This is a genomic window from Parabacteroides sp. ASF519 (assembly GCF_000364265.2).
Classification (GTDB): domain Bacteria; phylum Bacteroidota; class Bacteroidia; order Bacteroidales; family Tannerellaceae; genus Parabacteroides; species Parabacteroides goldsteinii.
This window is the reverse complement of the sequence record NZ_AQFV02000006.1, coordinates 107,527-124,816: the sequence shown is the minus strand read 5'-3', so window position 1 is coordinate 124,816 and position 17,290 is coordinate 107,527. Positions and strand designations below refer to the sequence as shown.

16 protein-coding genes and 1 pseudogene are annotated in these 17,290 nt (G+C 37.8%); 7 read left to right on the top strand and 10 right to left on the bottom strand.

The window, feature by feature from the left end:
* Nucleotides 1-47 precede the first annotated feature (47 nt).
* From C825_RS00915 to C825_RS00900, 4 genes are all read right to left on the bottom strand, one after another.
* Nucleotides 48-698, bottom strand: a complete 651-nt coding sequence (locus tag C825_RS00915) for a nucleotidyl transferase AbiEii/AbiGii toxin family protein (RefSeq protein WP_010801033.1) — start codon at nucleotides 696-698, stop codon at nucleotides 48-50.
* On the bottom strand, nucleotides 688-1,203 hold the full coding sequence (locus C825_RS00910) for a helix-turn-helix transcriptional regulator (protein WP_121719534.1): 516 nt from the start codon (nucleotides 1,201-1,203) through the stop codon (nucleotides 688-690). Before C825_RS00910 ends, C825_RS00915 begins: the two co-directional genes overlap by 11 nt.
* A gap of 279 nt (nucleotides 1,204-1,482) precedes the next feature.
* Nucleotides 1,483-1,878, bottom strand: coding sequence for a BSAP-5i family immunity protein (locus C825_RS00905; RefSeq protein ID WP_129698065.1), 396 nt, complete (start codon nucleotides 1,876-1,878; stop codon nucleotides 1,483-1,485).
* 95 nt (nucleotides 1,879-1,973) lie between these two features.
* Entirely contained in the window at nucleotides 1,974-2,543 is a 570-nt protein-coding gene (locus C825_RS00900) for a Crp/Fnr family transcriptional regulator (RefSeq protein WP_010801031.1), read from the bottom strand.
* A gap of 411 nt (nucleotides 2,544-2,954) precedes the next feature.
* Here C825_RS00900 and C825_RS00895 point away from each other — a divergent pair, with 411 nt between their 5' ends.
* Nucleotides 2,955-3,533: a Crp/Fnr family transcriptional regulator gene (locus C825_RS00895; RefSeq protein ID WP_010801030.1), complete on the top strand. Its 579-nt coding sequence runs from the start codon at nucleotides 2,955-2,957 to the stop codon at nucleotides 3,531-3,533.
* A 152-nt stretch (nucleotides 3,534-3,685) separates the two neighbouring features.
* Nucleotides 3,686-4,078, top strand: coding sequence for an ASCH domain-containing protein (locus C825_RS00890; RefSeq protein ID WP_010801029.1), 393 nt, complete (start codon nucleotides 3,686-3,688; stop codon nucleotides 4,076-4,078).
* A gap of 89 nt (nucleotides 4,079-4,167) precedes the next feature.
* Here C825_RS00890 and C825_RS00885 read toward each other — a convergent pair.
* The 3 genes and pseudogenes from C825_RS00885 to C825_RS00875 form a co-directional block, all read right to left on the bottom strand.
* Nucleotides 4,168-4,476 (bottom strand): annotated as a pseudogene (locus C825_RS00885) (hypothetical protein); the annotation flags it as partial.
* Nucleotides 4,477-4,781: 305 nt separating this feature from the next.
* Nucleotides 4,782-5,360 carry a GNAT family N-acetyltransferase gene (locus C825_RS00880; RefSeq protein ID WP_010801028.1) on the bottom strand — a complete coding sequence of 193 codons (579 nt, stop codon included), beginning with the start codon at nucleotides 5,358-5,360 and terminating at the stop codon, nucleotides 4,782-4,784.
* 897 nt (nucleotides 5,361-6,257) lie between these two features.
* Entirely contained in the window at nucleotides 6,258-6,515 is a 258-nt protein-coding gene (locus C825_RS00875) for a hypothetical protein (RefSeq protein WP_135033541.1), read from the bottom strand.
* Nucleotides 6,516-6,882: 367 nt separating this feature from the next.
* Here C825_RS00875 and C825_RS00870 point away from each other — a divergent pair, with 367 nt between their 5' ends.
* The 5 genes from C825_RS00870 to C825_RS00850 all read left to right on the top strand — a co-directional run bounded on the left by C825_RS00870 (nucleotide 6,883) and on the right by C825_RS00850 (nucleotide 11,611).
* Complete coding sequence (locus C825_RS00870; RefSeq protein WP_010801026.1) at nucleotides 6,883-7,776, top strand: HEPN domain-containing protein; 894 nt, start codon at nucleotides 6,883-6,885, stop codon at nucleotides 7,774-7,776.
* Between the two features lie 107 nt (nucleotides 7,777-7,883).
* On the top strand, nucleotides 7,884-8,219 hold the full coding sequence (locus tag C825_RS00865; protein ID WP_010801025.1) for a helix-turn-helix domain-containing protein: 336 nt from the start codon (nucleotides 7,884-7,886) through the stop codon (nucleotides 8,217-8,219).
* Nucleotides 8,197-9,363: a type II toxin-antitoxin system HipA family toxin gene (locus C825_RS00860; RefSeq protein WP_010801024.1), complete on the top strand. Its 1,167-nt coding sequence runs from the start codon at nucleotides 8,197-8,199 to the stop codon at nucleotides 9,361-9,363. The genes C825_RS00865 and C825_RS00860 overlap by 23 nt, the downstream gene beginning before the upstream one ends.
* A gap of 57 nt (nucleotides 9,364-9,420) precedes the next feature.
* Complete coding sequence (locus C825_RS00855) at nucleotides 9,421-10,308, top strand: HEPN domain-containing protein (protein ID WP_010801023.1); 888 nt, start codon at nucleotides 9,421-9,423, stop codon at nucleotides 10,306-10,308.
* Between the two features lie 211 nt (nucleotides 10,309-10,519).
* Complete coding sequence (locus tag C825_RS00850; RefSeq protein WP_010801022.1) at nucleotides 10,520-11,611, top strand: tyrosine-protein phosphatase; 1,092 nt, start codon at nucleotides 10,520-10,522, stop codon at nucleotides 11,609-11,611.
* On the opposite strand, the gene C825_RS00845 is transcribed toward C825_RS00850, so the two are convergent.
* From C825_RS00845 to C825_RS00835, 3 genes are all read right to left on the bottom strand, one after another.
* A complete protein-coding gene (locus C825_RS00845) occupies nucleotides 11,612-14,200 on the bottom strand; it encodes a hypothetical protein (RefSeq protein WP_010801021.1) in 2,589 nt (862 codons plus the stop codon).
* Nucleotides 14,201-14,337: 137 nt separating this feature from the next.
* On the bottom strand, nucleotides 14,338-15,219 hold the full coding sequence (locus C825_RS00840) for a BT_3987 domain-containing protein (RefSeq protein WP_010801020.1): 882 nt from the start codon (nucleotides 15,217-15,219) through the stop codon (nucleotides 14,338-14,340).
* A 38-nt stretch (nucleotides 15,220-15,257) separates the two neighbouring features.
* Complete coding sequence (locus tag C825_RS00835) at nucleotides 15,258-17,279, bottom strand: RagB/SusD family nutrient uptake outer membrane protein (protein WP_010801019.1); 2,022 nt, start codon at nucleotides 17,277-17,279, stop codon at nucleotides 15,258-15,260.
* Between the last annotated feature and the right edge of the window lie 11 nt (nucleotides 17,280-17,290).

Below are 17,290 nucleotides of genomic sequence, written 5' to 3'. Positions count from 1 at the left end.
ATCCTTCTAAGATGCTCTTAGAGGGATTTTTTGATTTGTGCTGGTTGCTAGGTTTGTTTTAGCCAATCAATGAAATCTAATTTTATCAGTTGCCAGTTCTTCTTTTTTAAGCATTTGGGATTGGGGTCGGAATCTGCAATATCAAAATTAGTGAAACCTTGAATAATTTCTTCTTTCGTATGATTGTAAGGAAAACGTTCTACATATAAGTTTAACATTTCAGTTATCGAATATGTATTATGTAATTCGTGAATATCCCAAAAGTCTTTCTTTCGTCCACCACGCCCGATTACATCTAGTTTCATGGCTATAATATCCTCAAAAGACGTTAGACGTATATTATCAATGACTTTTGCAGGACGAATAAAAGGATCTGTATAAAATAGATCGAGTTTGACAGAATCGTCAACAGAGTCACCTATTATATAGGAACATCCGAAACCAACAATTTCACCACAATCTCCGTTACAGTATGCAAATTGAGTTCTTAGCCAGTCTTGAATAACCCTAAAATCAATAGAATCATACTCGTAATCAGTAAATAAATCTATATCATCAGAGATACGGTGTCCTAACTGTAAACTCAATGATGTTCCACCTACAAGCTGGAAGGGGTGAAAAAGGTCATTGGACATTAATTGTGTCAATACCTTTTTTAGTAATGGCGTTACTGTTTGATATTTGAGTTTAGTTGGCATAATTCAGATATTTTTGAATGTTAGATTTTAGATTGACTGCATACTTATTATTTAAGTCCAGCAACGACAGGATTGTGTCTTTACCATAGAAACGAATTGTTTCAAGTATTTCTTTTTCATTTCCCCGTTCAAAAATACGATTAATGATATACCGTTTATTGGTGTTCCAATCTAATTTATCAAAGTCTGTATCCCAAAACAAGATCTTACGATATATAGAAAGATCAGGATGATATGATTGAGCTTCTTTCTTCTTTTCCAATTCAATATCATAATAAACCTGTAAGGTCATTAGTAGTCCTTCGTCTAAATGGAGTGATCTCTCGATCTTTAGAGACAAAGGTATGTTCATATTTCTTCGTCCCTTAATGATGGCACTTAACGTTTGAGGATGAACTCCTATGGATTCTGCAAATGCACCACTTCTTAATTGACGATTTCGTAACTCCCTGCTTAAAAATAAGCCAGGGTGAACACCTTTCAATATTTCTAATTGATCTTTCATATCACTACAAAAATAAACAAATTTGTTTAGAAATACAATATGTGGATATTTATTTAGCTCCCCCTACTCAATTACCCCAATCCTTATCGAGCATGGCATAAATTATATCGTCTACCCATTCGCCACGAAGGAAATAGTGCTTCTTTCCTGAACCCCAATTTTACGAACTTCTGAAAACAAGCAAAGGGGTACTTCACTCCAATTTGAGAATAAGTCCCCCTTGCTTATAATTTCCTTTAATTATCAAATGTCAGTAATAATTGGTGATAAACAGTTTCGTTAATATCGTCGATTTAAGGTAAGTGTCGACTTGTATGAACTAAGTGCTTCTAATACCATCCTATCTTTAGCAAATTCTAACATAGTACGTTTACTAAAAAGAGGTCCGTCCTCTATATTCATAATTTTACCTTCAATGGAATAGTTAAACTTATATACCTCAGCTCCGAATCCGTCTTCCCTAAGAATATATTGACCATTCTGTGTATCAAAGAATTGCATCTCTACGTTAATTGTCCTTATAGTTTTATCTCCATCGGTTACGAGATTAACTCCCTCCCATGTCGTCTGTTTCAATGATTCAGAGTCAAATCTAAAATCATCATTATCATTACTGCAAGAAGTGGATACGATTGCCAAAAACAGTATTACAAATGTTCTGAATAAATTTTTCATATAACTATATTTTAATTGATAATAATTCAGGGAATAATAATACGTGCAAAGTTGGAGAACATGAATAAAAAAAGCCTTGAAATACTTCAAGACTTTCATTTTTGCCGTAGTTTTCTTCGTATATGGCTGACGGTTTCAGGTGTCACACCAAGAAACGAGGCTATCTCTTTTAAAGTAATATGCTGGGGGAGGTTTGTGCAGCGCTTTAGTAGCGCAACATAACGCTGCTCTGCTGTGTCGCAGTAAAAGCCAAGTAGCCGTTGATACATTTCTACAAAAATTTCTTCTGCTACCAATCTACCAAAACGTTGAGTATTTATGCTTGTTTCCCAAAAATCATTCAGTTCTTTCATAGATAACACGTACACAGAACAATCTGTAACAGCTTGAATATTGGTTAATGACCCCATGTGCTTAATCAGTGATGGGTAATCACACACAAAATCTTCGGTAAAACTATAACCGACAATAGGTTCGTTACCAGCATTATCAATACGAGTATATCTAAAAATGCCACTTTCGACAAATCCCACATATTTACATGGCTCATTTTGTCTAACAAAATAATCCTTCTTTTTAATCTCGATTGACTTTCCCTTTTCTAAAAAGTGCTTTTTGAATTCTGAGAAATCAATCTCATTTATGTATTCATTGAAGTTCACCATCTTATAATCCGCTTATATTTGCAAAGATATGATTTTTAGGCGGTAATTATTTTGAACATACACAAAGAAGTGGTTACCTTTTTCTGAACTCCTCCTCTTTGGGGTTGGTACTATTGGGAATAAAAGGTAGATCGAACAATTCACCAATGGAAAATTCGAAACATCTTTCTTGTTCATGGGGATGTGGAACGAGTATTCAACAATTTTTGAACTTTGCTTTATATGTTTTTTCTAATTTTGAAGTAAACAAAGTCAATATAGAAATGAAATTTTTAATCCCATATAAATGATTTGGATAATTCTAAATTAAAAAAGATGTTTTAGGAAAAAGGAATGTACGCACTTGTTCTAAAAAAGAGGCTTTTATAGGATATTCTTTATATCTTTGTGCATCAGGCAAAAAGAAATACTATGTCAGAGGTCAATTTATCAATATCACATTTAAATAGTTACACAATTCTCAAAGAGTTTTTCTTAGAAAAAGGCAAAAGAGTTGAATACACAAAAAAGGAATACTTCTTGCAACAAAATTTTCCATCTCTAATTGCTGGATGGATAGAAAATGGTTCATTTCGATATACTTACATGAATGAAGCTGGAAATGAACGTATTGTCTGTTTTTCGTTCGAGAAAGAATTTGTTTGTGATTATGCTTCTTTTATCCATAGAGAACCAGCACTTGTAAGCATTCAAGCCATTACAGATTGTGTAGTTTATCAACTAACATATAAAGAATTAATTGATTTCTTAGAAATGAACGCAGATACACAGAGATTGGGGCGTAATGTAGCAGAGTCTATGTTTAAAATGGCATACAAACGAATGCTGCAGGCATATTGTGATTCTCCAGAACAGAGGTACATAACGTTAATGCAGCGGTGTCCCAATTTGAAAGAAGAAGTCTCTCTAAAAGAAATTGCGTCTTTTATTGGTGTTACTCCTGAGACCGTCAGCCATATCCGAAAAAAAATATTATTAAAAGAGTCTTGAATTTTTTCAAGACTTTTTTACTGCATTCTGCCTTACTTTGCATCTTTATTATATAATGCCTTCTGCTAACTGCAAATGAACTATAACACAGGTTGTATACTGATTAGATTATCTGCGATTTTTAATATCAATCAACTAAGAACACAATTAAAATGGATATAAAACATAAAATTCAGTTTGGATGTAATGCTGATGAATTAGCAATGAAAGTATTATCAGGAAAAAAAACAGCGACTTCATCTTTATATGATTATCACTACAATGAATACAAAGATATAATAAAAGTAAATGAATTTGCTTCTATACTTGATTCACACAATAAAGAAATCTGTATAATACAAATTACTAAAATTGAAATTGTAAAATTCGAAAGTATTACAGAAAAATTTTCAATAGAAGAAGGAGATGTAAGTTTAGAAAATTGGAAAAGAATTCATACAGAATACTATTCTTCTATATTAAAGAAAATTGGGTTAAAACTCACAGGAGAAACAAGGTTGCTTTGTGAATGGTTTACTGTTGTTGTACCCAAGACACAAGAATAAACTACTTTCTCACTGAAATATAAGTGAAAATGTCTTATTGGTATCTCATTGATGAAGCAATAGGACTAATAAATAATGAAATACACATTTTAGAATAGCAAATAAAATATCCCGAGCAGTTTAAACGGCAACTTGATAAACCACCTCTTCAAGGTGCTGCCTGAAGATGACAACCTGCTACGATATTCAAAATCTATAACCGTATCTGTTACGCTTTGAATAAATACATTATCCCGTTTCCGGTTAAAATTCATCTCCAGCAAATCAAGGCTTTTCCCGTCCGCTTTTCATTTCATCAGGAGATAACGGTATTTCATATCATTGTCTTGTAACTGCTGCATCCGTTCCGCAAAACGAATATTCAGGACTAACGACGTAAGGCAAATGATTATTCCTGCCCTTTCCGTTTGCTGCGTATCAGCCGGAAACAATACCTTTAGCTTTTCTTTAAAATACTTGGCTCGTTCGAGAATTTTCTCTAAAGCCACATTTCGAAAAAGAGATATTGGATATTTACCATGACTATGTAGAGGAAGAGGCTTTAATAACTCATTCCTCTGCTTATGATTGTGTAGCCCGCATGTTGAAGCGGATGAGAACATTTGAAGGTGGTGATGCTATGGTCAATCAATTGCTCCGGGAATATAGAGATACATATAAGCGAAGAAAAATATGATCGCAGCATTGGAAAAAGTGTAAGTATTCATTTGTTACCCCAATCCTTATCGAGCATGGCATAAATTATATCGTCTACCCATTCGCCACGAAGGAAATAACTCTCTTTGAAATGAGCTTCTTTCCTGAATCCCAGTCGTTCGATAAGTCGGATAGAGGCGGTGTTTCTTGGATCAATAGATGCTACAATACGATGTTTCTTTAGGATTGTGAAAAAATAGTTTACCATTGCCGTTAATGCTTCGGTGGCATATCCTTTGCCTTGAAAAGTTTTATTCAACGTACAACCGACCTCTACCTGCATTCTTTCGTGTCCTGTGAAGATTATTCCCAAATCTCCGATCAGACGGTTTTCATTCTTGGTAAGAATGGCAAATTGAAAGCATATGTCGGCTATATCTATAGTCACCGGCATATTGGTTATATAATTACGAACTTCCTCCACAGATTCGGGGAACCAGCCCTGATATTGGTTTTCAATAGTATCAGAGCGGTAAGCGTATATTTCTTCCGCATCATCCGGGTTTGCTAACCGTATAATCAACCTGTCGGTCAGAATATTGCCGAAAGTAGTACCTGCTCTATCAACGTTTTTGGATTCAAGCATATGTCTTTTCTTTTTATTTGATTTAAGACTCCATTGTGGCAATTGTATTTTCTAAGAATACAATTTTTACTCATCTCCAAAGATAGTAAATATTTGGAAAACAGCTGTTTTATCCTTTAATGCAATGTGTTAAAGTGGGATATTACGTGAAATGATAAGATGACAACACGAACTTTTGAAGTGAAATTATGGAATTTGACAAAATGAGGTAATATTGCTTTTCTTTTGAATAAAAAGATTTCATTATAGCTCTTTTAGTAACTTGTATGTTATGTCAAATTAGTGTTATAGAAGAGTGTTGAATACAATATTTAACAATCCCCTTTAGGTATATGACTTTTGCAATTCGTTTAAAAGGATTTTCCATCTCGTTTAAAACGAATTTTTTTTCATTTTAAATGAGATAGGGATTTATTTAAAGGGAAATTCTTTGTTAATAAGTGTTGATTATGGCCTCTTTTGAAGCTATTTTGTAGTATAAAAGCATGTTGAATAACACTTTTTGTGTTCTATAACAAGGCAGATGAGTGTTGTAAGTGGATTGACAATATGTAGTGTATACGATAAATATTTGGTCGATTGTTTTGTTTTATTTGATATGGGCAGCATAATGCTGTTTTGTTTGCTTCAGGCAAGATGATATGTTATTTCTTAAGTTGCTGACAGTGATGTAAAAGGTAGCAGGTCTTGATTCTCTCCCGTGCAGCCTTTCCATAGGAGGGTTGAATTGACAGTTTGATATTCGTGAGTTCTTCATAATAATATAATTCAAGTACGGATTATACAGATTTCATTGTTTAGATAAATAAGCAATTTGTCAAATCCGTATAATCCGTGCCTGTAAGAAAGTATAAAAAGGCTTTTGCTATAGTCTTCTTATGGTTTAGGGACTACCGGTTAATTATAAAACATCAGGCAAATATTATTGGATAGATGTTCTATTGCCTTCGCTTTTATGTAACAACCTGGTATCGCCCATCTATTCATTAAATAGTCGTAGTTTTGGGTTATCTCCAGATAAGAGATGAACCCCTTTACATACTCATTTTTATCAGGGAATAAATAAACAAACTCACATTTACCTTCGTTGCTGAAAAGACAAGTCATCGTAAATGCTTCCTGGTCAAATCGTATCTCGATCGATTTTTCTTCCACATTTTTTTCGAAATAGTCAATTAAGCAATATGGATAGTTTATATATTTCTGTCTGATTTCTGGTAATGACAGATTTAATAAAGAAGTAATTTGTTGTAGCAGATAGTAATAGCCTTTTATTCCAGTTATATTATTATTGTCCATATGAATACGTTCCTTTCTAAGCCTGATTCGGAGGAATCGAGCTTATATTAATACTATGATATTTTAATTGCCTGTATTATATAGACTTATTCATTCTGTACTATCAAACAAAACAAATAAAAACAGGAACGTTGTGTAAATATATGATTTAGAATCAAAAAGCTAAAGGCAATTCTGCTTTTTTTGTACTTTTGTATTTTAACGTTGTACATAATCAAGCATAATGAAAGATTCAATCGCTTATCTGCCCAAAGACAAACAGGAAGAACTGAATTTTCTTGTAACGGAGATACTTCGTCGCTTACCTCAGACGGAGTTTATTATTCTGTATGGAAGTTATGCGAGGGGTAATTATGTTCGCCGTAGCATACGAATTGAAGACGGCGGTATTCCTACCGTTAAAATCTCAGATTATGACATCTACGTGATAACAAGCGGAATAAACAGCAAAAAAACGGAAACCATCCTGGATAACGTAGAAGATATCTTCTTTGCCGGAAAAGATTTTGACCGCGACACTCCGGTCGAGTTTATCAACGATGATATTAAGCAGCTTAATAAGTTTATTGAAGAGGGTCGGTATTTCCATACACAAATAAAGCAGGAAGGAATTATACTTTATGATAGTGGAAAATACAAATTGTCCCGTAGGAGAAAACTCAATTTTGATGAGATAAAGAAACAGGCACAGGATTATTTTAATGAGAAGTTTGAAAAAGGAAATTTCTTTTTTGATGATGCCATAACAAATAAAGAAAGAGATAGGTATCAAATGGCATCTTTTTATCTTCATCAATCCTGTGAAAATTATTACTATGCTATCCGATTGACATTTACTTTGCGAAATAACAAACAACATAATCTATCCAAATTATCTTCTACCACCAGGCGCTATTCCGATGATCTGAGTACTGTATTCCCTCAAAACACACTTGAAGAGAAACGACTTTTTAAACTATTAAAAGCCGCTTATGTGGATGCCCGGTATAATCCTCACTTCGTCGTGACTAAAGAGGATATCGATGCGCTTATCCCAAAAGTCGAATTGCTTAGGGATATAACGAAGCGGATTTGTGAGGCGAAAATTAAGGAGTATGGGGAGCAGAGTGGTATATAGATACATTGACACTTTCGATAGTTGTCCTTTTTGTATTTACTGGAAATAAATATTATCTTTGTAACTAATACAATAATATTGATTAAGCCGTTTATTGCTACTATAGTATGACTTTATTATATACATTCGACGAAGATAAGACAGAAGCCATAATGAAGGTTCTGGCACAAAACTGTCAGAAGAGACGTTTGGAAAAAGGCCTCTCACGAGATGCTTTGGCAGATTTGAGTAAGGTTCCTGCTGCTACAATCGCGAAATTTGAAACGAAGCATGTCATATCTTTAGTTTCTTTTGTTGCATTGGCAAAAGCGTTGGGATATACCAATGATTTGAAACAATTATTGTCAGAACCATTATACAACACAATGGCTGAACTGGATGAGATAAACAGGAATTTAAACAGGAAAAGAGGAAGCCGTAATGTCAGGAAAGAAAAAGAGTGAAACCAGGAAAATAAGGTCTTTGGAGAAAATCAGACAGATAAATAAAGTGTCTGTATTCTATGGAGACAAAAAGGTGGGTGAACTTGCTATGACTCCTACTCAAAGGTGTGCTTTTGAATATGATAAAGAATGGCTAAAGTCCGGTTTTTCTATTGCTCCAAGGCAATTAGACTTGAAAGAAGGTTTGTTTATTGCCCCCATAGAACCTTTCTATGGCAATTTTGGAATTTTTGAAGACAGCCTGCCTGACGGGTACGGGCGTTATCTTTTAAACAGAATATTGCAAAAAGAGGGGATAGATGATACCAGCTTGACTCCTGTGCAACGTTTAAGTATTGTTGGCGCTTCCGGAATGGGGGCCTTATCGTATGTGCCTGAATTATATATCGGTGAGCCAAAAGGTCTACCGGAATTAGATTATATGCAAAATTTAGCTCTCGAGGTGCTTGCCGAGAAAACGGATAAGGATGTCGATGTTCTTTATTTTAATAGTGGTAATTCAGGTGGCTGTCGCCCAAAATCACTTTATAAAGATGAGGAAGGAGATTGGATATTGAAATTCCGTCATATCAATGATCCGAAAGATATGGGTAAAATGGAATATCAATATAATAAAGCTGCTCGTGCATCAGGTATCAATGTGCCTGACTTTAAACTTATTGAAAATAAATATTTTGCTACAAAACGATTTGATATAGAAGATGGTCAACGTTTACACACCGCAACAGCCGGAGCTTTACTTAACCAATCTATCCATTATCCGGCATTGACTTATGAGAATTTATTGGCTTTAACCGGGGTCATCACGCAAGACCCTGTTCAGGTGGAAGAAATGTTCCGAAGAATGGTCTTTAATATACTGGCTGAAAACAAAGACGACCATGCTAAAAACTTCAGTTTTTATTATAGGAACGCCCAATGGGAATTGGCACCAGCCTACGATTTGACAAGATGTAGTGGCGGTTATAATGGTGAACACGCTACAACTGCTAACGGCAGCGGAAATCCAACTATTGAAGACATGCTTGTCGTGGGCGAGGGTATCCGTATTTCCCGTAAAAAAGGACAAGAGATTATCGGTCAGCTTAAAGAAGTCTGCAAAGAAATTCTTGCCGACAGATTCAAAGAAAGATCCAATAAGTAGCAGTTGTTCACATAATAATGTACTTTTGTATTTTAACGTTGTACATAATCAAGCATAATGAAAGACTCGATCGCTTATCTGCCTAAAGACAAACAGGAAGAACTGAATTTTCTTGTAACGGAGATACTTCGTCGCTTACCTCAGACGGAGTTTATTATTCTGTATGGAAGTTATGCGAGGGGCAATTATGTTCGCCGTAGTATACGGATTGAAGACGGCGGTATTCCTACCGTTAAAATATCAGATTATGACATTTACGTGATAACAAGCGGAATAAACAGTAAAAAAGCGGAAACCATCTTGGATAACGTAGAAGATATCTTCTTTGCCGGAAAAGATTTTGACCGCGATACCCCTGTTGAGTTTATCAATGATGATATTAAGCAGCTTAATAAGTTCATTGAAGAGGGGCGGTATTTCTATACACAAATAAAGCAGGAAGGAATTATTCTTTATGATAGTGGGAGATATAAATTATCTCGTCGTCGGAAATTAAACTTTGAAGAGATCAGAGAGCAGGCACAAGAGTATTTTGATGAAAAGTGTGTGAGAGCAAATAACTTTTTAAAGTATGCAATAATGGCTGACAAAGAGACAGATTATAAAGAGGCATCTTTTTTTCTTCATCAATCCTGTGAAAATTATTACTATGCTATCCGTTTAACACATACACTACGAAACAGTAAACAGCATAACCTTTCCAAATTAATATCTTCTGTAAGACGTTATTCCGATGATCTGAATAATGTATTTCCTCAAAACACCTCCGAAGAGAAACGATTTTTTAAACTATTAAAAGCTGCCTATGTGGATGCCCGCTATAATCCTCATTTTGTAGTCACAAAAGAAGATATTGATGCACTTATACCAAAGGTGGAAATGCTTCGAGATATTACAATGCGGATTTGTGAGGAGAAAATTAAGGTATATGGAAATACTGATTGACCAGAAATCAATTATATTGCAATTTAATGAATGCTTTGCATTGATAAAATAAGATGACAAACGAGGTTACCTTTTTTTATATTCCAAAATAAATAAACGATATTCTAAATTTCATTTATGGGGCTAAAATCGGTTCTGTTTTTGTGTAATTGGTTTTAAACCTGTATCTTGCGCGCCTTTTAAAATATTTATTAATGAGTAAAAGCGTGTTATGAAGAAGAATTTGTTTAGCTGTTTATTGCTACTATTTTGTGCCTCCGGAGTATTTGTTTCTTGTGGGGACGATGATGAGAAAACGACTGTTGGATATTCGGGTAAGGATATAAGCGGAGATGCTGGGATTACCCGTGATAAAGAGACGAAAAAGGCTGTGCTGAGTGTGGATACCGATAAAGCCTGGGAATTATATGCCGGTTCTACAGCTGAAGATATCGATATGAATACACCTTGTCTGACCGGTGACGGAAAAGGCTCTTTCGATTTGAGCGTCGATGCCGGAAAAAGATCCGTATTCTTGTTTAAGACGGCTGAAGGTCAGGCTTTATTAGCGGAAAGATTGTTGCCGGTCACTGCGTATAACTTCAGGGATTTGGGTGGTATAAAAAATAAAGAGGGGAAATTTGTTCGTTGGGGAAAATTGTTCCGTACGGACGAAATGAATAAGATGACTGATGCCGACCTGACATATCTGGCAAGTACGGGACTGAAAACCGTTGTCGATTTTCGTACTGCAACAGAAAAAGAAGGTGGATTTGGCGGTATGATGCCGGCTGCTCCGGATAAATTGCCTTCTACTGTAAAGAATCCTTATGATTTAGAGATTAATGCCGGTAATATATTTTCTGATGAAATTATCGGAAGTATATCTAAGGGACTTAGTGAGGAAGAAACTGCACAGATCATGATTGACGGGTATATCGAAATGATCAGTTATGATGATTATGTGGCCAAATACAAAGAGTTCTTTAAATATCTTCAGGATGAAAATTCTTTACCGTTAAGTTATCATTGTTCAGCTGGTAAAGACCGTACCGGGGTTGCGACCATGCTTATCCTGTCGGCTCTCGATGTGGATAAGGCGACGATTATGAAGGATTATTTGCTTAGTAAAGAATATATTAAGGGTAAATATGATTCGTATTTGAAATATTATCCTCAGATCGCCCCGTTAGTAACTGTCGATGAAAAATATCTGAATGCCGCCTATGATAAGATAGACGAAAAGTATGGCTCCATGACTAAGTTCCTGACAGAAACGTTAGGAGTCGATATCCAGAAGATGAAACAGTTATACTTGTATTGATTACTTGTAAACCCCGATTATTCCATCTGCTGTAATTGTCTCGGCACTTACCTTGAACTTCCGGCATCTGCTGTTATTGTAGAACCGGATACTGGCTTTGCCTTTTTCATCCGGAGTAACGGATGGATTCCAGTATAAAGTGCGACGGTAATCCGGTTCGGGAGGAAGCACTGAATAATCGGGACTATAAAATTCTTTGACCTGGCTATAACCTTCCAGCCAGGTTTTTCGTACCCCTTTACCGGCATCTGTCGGAATCTTGTCTTCCGGGTATGTTTCAACAAAAACGACACAACCATATATCTTATCTATTTCCAGCGGAGATATTCTTGGGTCTGCATATTTACACATAGTGGAGATATCCTCGTTAATGTAGATAGACTTGATGGCTTCGAGCCGGATCAGTTTGTATTTGTTGTAATCCATTTCAGTAGCCATCGTCGGTTCATAGTTGATTACAAAAAGAGGCATTCTGCCTTTGTATTGCAGATATTCGTCCTGTCTGGAGAAGGCTTTTCTGAAATTATTATTCATATTTATCATCAGTTCATGGATATCTTTTCCGATGTATTTGCCCTGGTCCGTGATATCATCCCATTCTGACTGAACGTCGTAATAGGCGATAGATTTCGATCGGTTGTTGTAGATATCCTTTTCACGTGATCTCTTTTTAGCGGTAACGGTTACTTCATCCAGGCGGAGGATTTTTTCTTTGTTTCCCGCTTTGGCCAATGAATCTTCGTAAGAAGTCAGCAGGGCGTTGATATCTTCTTCCGGTTCCTGAATATCGGGAACATCTTCCGGCTCAGTTTTTTCTTCTTTATCTCCTTCCGCTCTATCGGCGATGTTCACTTGCATCTCGGCATAGCGGTATCTCTTAGGTTCCGGAGTGAAAAGCCTGTCCAGTATGATCCGGTGGTCTTTCTTTTTCCCTTTTTCGCTTACAGCCAGTATCATATTCCATTTCCCGGTAATATCTGTACGGAAAGCGAAACGTCCCAGGCTGTCTGTAACAAATACATCGAACGCATTGCCGGGCTTTTCCTCTTCGCCCCTTTTGAGCAGGAAGGAAGAGACGGTGACATTCGGTTTGGGTATTTTCCTGACAAATGAAACTACCTGGCCGTGCATTTCGATACCTTGTTCCGGCCTGTATTTCAAGTCGAATGGTTCTATACCTGCCATCTGCTTCCAGGAATAACGGTGCCAGCCTTGCACCATCATAAGAAGGTCGAGAGCTGAGCGATGGGTAGAGTCGTCCGCTTCGAAATAGTAAGACGGGTTGCGGACGTACCCTTTGATTTCGGACATCAGCAGTAGATCGGTCAGGATAGTATGATTCCACGCAACTTCGTTCATGCCGTCTCTCACCGATAAGGAGAAAGGAGTTTGTACGGGATTGGTTTCCCGGTCGGTTAGGGTAAATTCCATATCGACTGCTTCGTAAGGCTCGTATGTCTCTTTCGAGGTTTTTGACTGAATACTAAATTGGTTGTCTTTGTTGTTGAATAGGAGGCGGTCGCAAAGTATTTCTCCATCGGAATTGAATAATATGGCTTGTGCAACACCTGCCGGGAAGTTTGTTTTATCTACTTTGAACCGGATTGTTTCATTATGGATGACATTAATAAGGCTGTAGCCATGTAGTTGTCCTCTGCTGATAAAAACCAGGCCCAGTTTCTCGGCGGGAGTATATTTATTTTTCTGTAGGGAGATTTCGAGACTGTCAGGAGAAGACAGGTTGTCCACATGGAAGGTGAATCCTTGTGGTAATGGCTTGGGCATATCAAATTGGTATTGTTTGCCGTTGTAGTCGACTATTGCTTTTCGTTTGCTTTCGTCAGGTGTATAGTCGAAGAAACCTCGTCCTTCGTGAACTGTTGAAAAGGTGGAGATATCTTCTTTGTCTTCATTGATGATCTTTCCGGAGGCTTCCAGCGGGTTACCGAATGCGTCGGTTATTTCGAATGCAATCCGTGAAGTGATGCCGTGGATCAGGTTTCCTCCTTCCGGATAGAGTTTCAGGGTTACTTTCTTGTCCTTTTGAGGCTTCTCCCGTTTCTTCGGGTATTTGCCGTATCCGTATTTCAGCATGTTTTTCTCTTCGAAGTTTCCCTCTTCTTTGGGCTTGTTAAATATGGGCAGTAGCCGGGAGAAGATAACGTCTTCGCCGAAGTTCAACATATATTTCGTGTAGGCACGGACTTCATAAAATCCGGAATAGAAGGGAAGCTGGCCTAGCGTGAAATCACCATGGCACCGGCCGTCTTCTATTTTCAAGACACGCTTGTCCACTATTTCTCCTCCGGGATTGAGCAGTTCGACATACAGGGTTTTGCTCAGTTCGGTTGCCTGGTGCAATTCGGAGGTTACGACGTAACATGTAAACCAAATATTATCGCCCTGATAGTAACTGGTGTTATCGAAATGCAGGTAGACTTTTTCGTGGGGAATATATTGGGAAAACTGATCGGTCGCACGAATAAACTGGGTTAGTTTATTGAGTACAATGTCCGGTTCCTGCCCCGATGCTTTAAGGCAAAATAGTAAGAGAAAAATATAGTTGATAACGTTGTAATGTGTTTTCATGCGACTTCGTACTTCCCTTATATGGAAGAATATACGAAGTTACAGATAAATAAAAATGTTGCAAAGGGATGCAGGCTTTTTTTAGAAAGGGCGCATGCTTTTTCGGAATAGCATGTGCCCTTTTTCTTCAATCTTCCTTATTCCTCCGTATCGATTACAGGAGCGTCGAGATTCGTTATTTTCTCTTCTATATCGAATGTTTTGCCGTCTGCATCTGTGTAACTGTATCTTAGATAGAAACTTTGTCTTGTTTTATCGTAAGTACTTTTACCCAGATCAGTTATTTGGGCATCCAGCCAGGGTTTTATAGTAACAGATGTGCTATCCGCGCCGATAGTGAGAAGCATAAAATTGGTTTTTATGTATCTGGCTTCTCCGGACAATGAATGGATAGGCATCCGTACAGAATTGGAAGACATGGCTTTCAGGGTTGGCTGTACCGAACGGATTGTTTTAGGTAACTCAATAGAACTACCCGCATAATTTCCAGAGAATCCGTTGACCATTTTAACTTCGTAAACCATTGTTTTCAATTCTTCGTTCACATCATATCCTTCGCTGTTTGAGACGATCGTGAGAGGTAGGGCATACGAGATGTCGGGATCAAGCCCTTGTGGCTTTAAGGGGATATGAAGTACTCCGTATTGAGCATTTGCCGGAATGGTCACCGATAAATCCGTCGATGTGTAATTTGCTTCCGGTAACAATTTTTTGTCGATGTATAGAGGGTTCCCCAATGCACTTTTTTTATTGAGCGAGTCAAGCGCATTCGGGTTGATTGCCAGTTGAACCGTCAGGTCGGACTTGATAGGTTCGGAAGAGGCGCAATAAATTGAAAATGACATGGAATTGTTTTCACTTCCATACGCATGTTCACCCACGTAGAGCATATCACGGCTGTTTACGATATAGAGTGTTTTTTTATATTGTTCACCAAAATCAGCCGGTTCACTTGAACAACTCCAAAATATGAAGGCTGACAGGGAAAATAATATGAGCTTTAATTTATCTGGTTTCATAATAAACTGTATTAATGTATTTGTCTAAAAACATGTTATTAAAATCCGGGCATCTGGTCCAGATTAGGATTTTTATCCACTTCACTTTTAGGTATGGGGAAGAAAGTCTGTCTGCGGGTAAAGACCTTGTAGATCCAGTCTCTTTCTTTTACCTGGATAATGTTGTAAAATTTATCCTTTTCTGCTTCTGTTGCGCTTACATCACATCCCATAACCGGTGCGTTCTCGTAGATAATTGCTTTTTTAGTACGTCGCAGGTCGTGATATCTACGTCCTTCCCAGGCAAATTCGATCTGACGTTCCCGTGCAATCAACTCCCTCATTCTTTCTACATTGGCAACATCGGCGTCGGTGATGCCCGGTAATCCGGCCCGGTAACGGATCAGGTTGAAACAACGTTTCATTTCGCTTGTGTTGCGTGTCACTGTAATGTCGTTGATGGTATATGCCTGATCCAGTTCATTCATCGCCTCTACATAGTTTAAATATACTTCGGCCATACGGTAGGCCGGACAATATTTGGTTTTCTGCCTTCCGCCGCTGATCCATGAATCTTCGTAATGAAGGAATTTCCGGCAGAGATATCCGGTCATCGGGTATTCTTCGGCTTCGCCTTGGGGACGGTTCAGGGCATAGTCCCGTCCACTTTTTGAGTCGCTGAAATATTTGGCCACTTTGCCATCCTGCTGGTCCACTTTGTCGGGAGGAGTTGAGGTGGAGGGGAAGTAGGAGTTATTGAAGGCAATCGTTGCATAAAAGCGCATTTCACGATTCGCATACCATTTATGAGTTCCGCTCAGCAGCGTAAAGCCATTACTGTTTTTCTCTCCGGAAAATACCAGATCCGTATTTGTGTAACCTTCTTCATAAGGATAGGCTTCACTTGCATTATTGATGGTACGTCCGTCGGCCATGTAGTAAGCATCGACCAGTGATTGCGGTACGAAGAATACATTCCAGGCATTCAGTACACCCGGGGCGGCATATTTATTCATGCCGTTGATTCCCGTACTTTGGCGGCTAAAAAGTATCTCCCGGTTAGATGATGCTAATACACATTCGCCATTGAACATATCTATGTAAGAATGGTAAGGATCGATACCTCCTACGCCATCCGGGAAATCACCTTGTTCGGCTGCCGTTACAGGGAAAGTCGGAGTATTCTCCATTTTGGGAACAGTATAGAGATCGTTGGGTTTGATGTCGACCAATCGTTTAGCATTGGCAGCAGCGATGGCCCATTTTTTTATGTCTTTTACCGGATTGAGATAAGGTACTCCCTCATTGTTTATAAAATCGCTGAATTCTGAATTTTCACCGTTATAAAGCGGGCTGGCCGTATAAAGCGTCAGGCGTGACAGTACTGCCAGTGCAGAATTTTTTACTGCCTGGCCGATTTCTGAATTATCCCTGACCTGTGTGGGTAATAGTTTGATTGCTTCTTCCAGCAAGGCAGATACATAATCGCTGCATTCATCCCATGTGTTGCGTTCGACCATCATCTGGTCGATAGGTGTGTCGAAGTCGACAGGCGTATCAGGAACAATGGGGACGGGACCATAGGCCAGCATCAGTTCAAAATAGATCATCGCTTTAACGAATGTCGCCTGTCCGATCCATTCCGATCGTTGTAAAGCGCTTACTTCCTGACATTCATTTACTCTTTGAATAAAAGTATTGGCTTTGCGGATTCCTTCATAAAAATAATTCCAATAGTCGAAGTGGTCCAGATCTTCCGCTTTCATTTCATTGTTACAGAAATAATTGTAGTTGTGTCTGTTTCTCTTGTAGCCTGCTACACCTTCATCGCTAATTAGAACCCAGGGTTGCGCATTGTCTGTCCATGCACTTGGCGAACCGTAGTCGACCAGGTAACTATATACGTTATTCAGATACTTCTGTGTATATTCTTTTTTTGCAAACACAGTGTCAAGGGTGAACAGATCGGCTACATACGGATCTATATCCAAAAAGTTACACGATTGGAAAGTAATTCCTGCACTGTTGAGGATAACGAATAAGAAGGCAAATAGACTTGTTTTTATTTTTTTGCTTGTCATGATTCGATGAA

Coding starts and splice junctions, on each gene's coding strand:
- C825_RS00915 (WP_010801033.1), bottom strand. CDS start 698: ATGCCAACTAAACTCAAATATCAAACAGTAACGCCATTACTAAAAAAG.
- C825_RS00910 (WP_121719534.1), bottom strand. CDS start 1,203: ATGAAAGATCAATTAGAAATATTGAAAGGTGTTCACCCTGGCTTATTT.
- C825_RS00905 (WP_129698065.1), bottom strand. CDS start 1,878: ATGAAAAATTTATTCAGAACATTTGTAATACTGTTTTTGGCAATCGTA.
- C825_RS00900 (WP_010801031.1), bottom strand. CDS start 2,543: ATGGTGAACTTCAATGAATACATAAATGAGATTGATTTCTCAGAATTC.
- C825_RS00895 (WP_010801030.1), top strand. CDS start 2,955: ATGTCAGAGGTCAATTTATCAATATCACATTTAAATAGTTACACAATT.
- C825_RS00890 (WP_010801029.1), top strand. CDS start 3,686: ATGGATATAAAACATAAAATTCAGTTTGGATGTAATGCTGATGAATTA.
- C825_RS00880 (WP_010801028.1), bottom strand. CDS start 5,360: ATGCTTGAATCCAAAAACGTTGATAGAGCAGGTACTACTTTCGGCAAT.
- C825_RS00870 (WP_010801026.1), top strand. CDS start 6,883: ATGAAAGATTCAATCGCTTATCTGCCCAAAGACAAACAGGAAGAACTG.
- C825_RS00865 (WP_010801025.1), top strand. CDS start 7,884: ATGACTTTATTATATACATTCGACGAAGATAAGACAGAAGCCATAATG.
- C825_RS00860 (WP_010801024.1), top strand. CDS start 8,197: ATGTCAGGAAAGAAAAAGAGTGAAACCAGGAAAATAAGGTCTTTGGAG.
- C825_RS00855 (WP_010801023.1), top strand. CDS start 9,421: ATGAAAGACTCGATCGCTTATCTGCCTAAAGACAAACAGGAAGAACTG.
- C825_RS00850 (WP_010801022.1), top strand. CDS start 10,520: ATGAAGAAGAATTTGTTTAGCTGTTTATTGCTACTATTTTGTGCCTCC.
- C825_RS00845 (WP_010801021.1), bottom strand. CDS start 14,200: ATGAAAACACATTACAACGTTATCAACTATATTTTTCTCTTACTATTT.
- C825_RS00840 (WP_010801020.1), bottom strand. CDS start 15,219: ATGAAACCAGATAAATTAAAGCTCATATTATTTTCCCTGTCAGCCTTC.
- C825_RS00835 (WP_010801019.1), bottom strand. CDS start 17,279: ATGACAAGCAAAAAAATAAAAACAAGTCTATTTGCCTTCTTATTCGTT.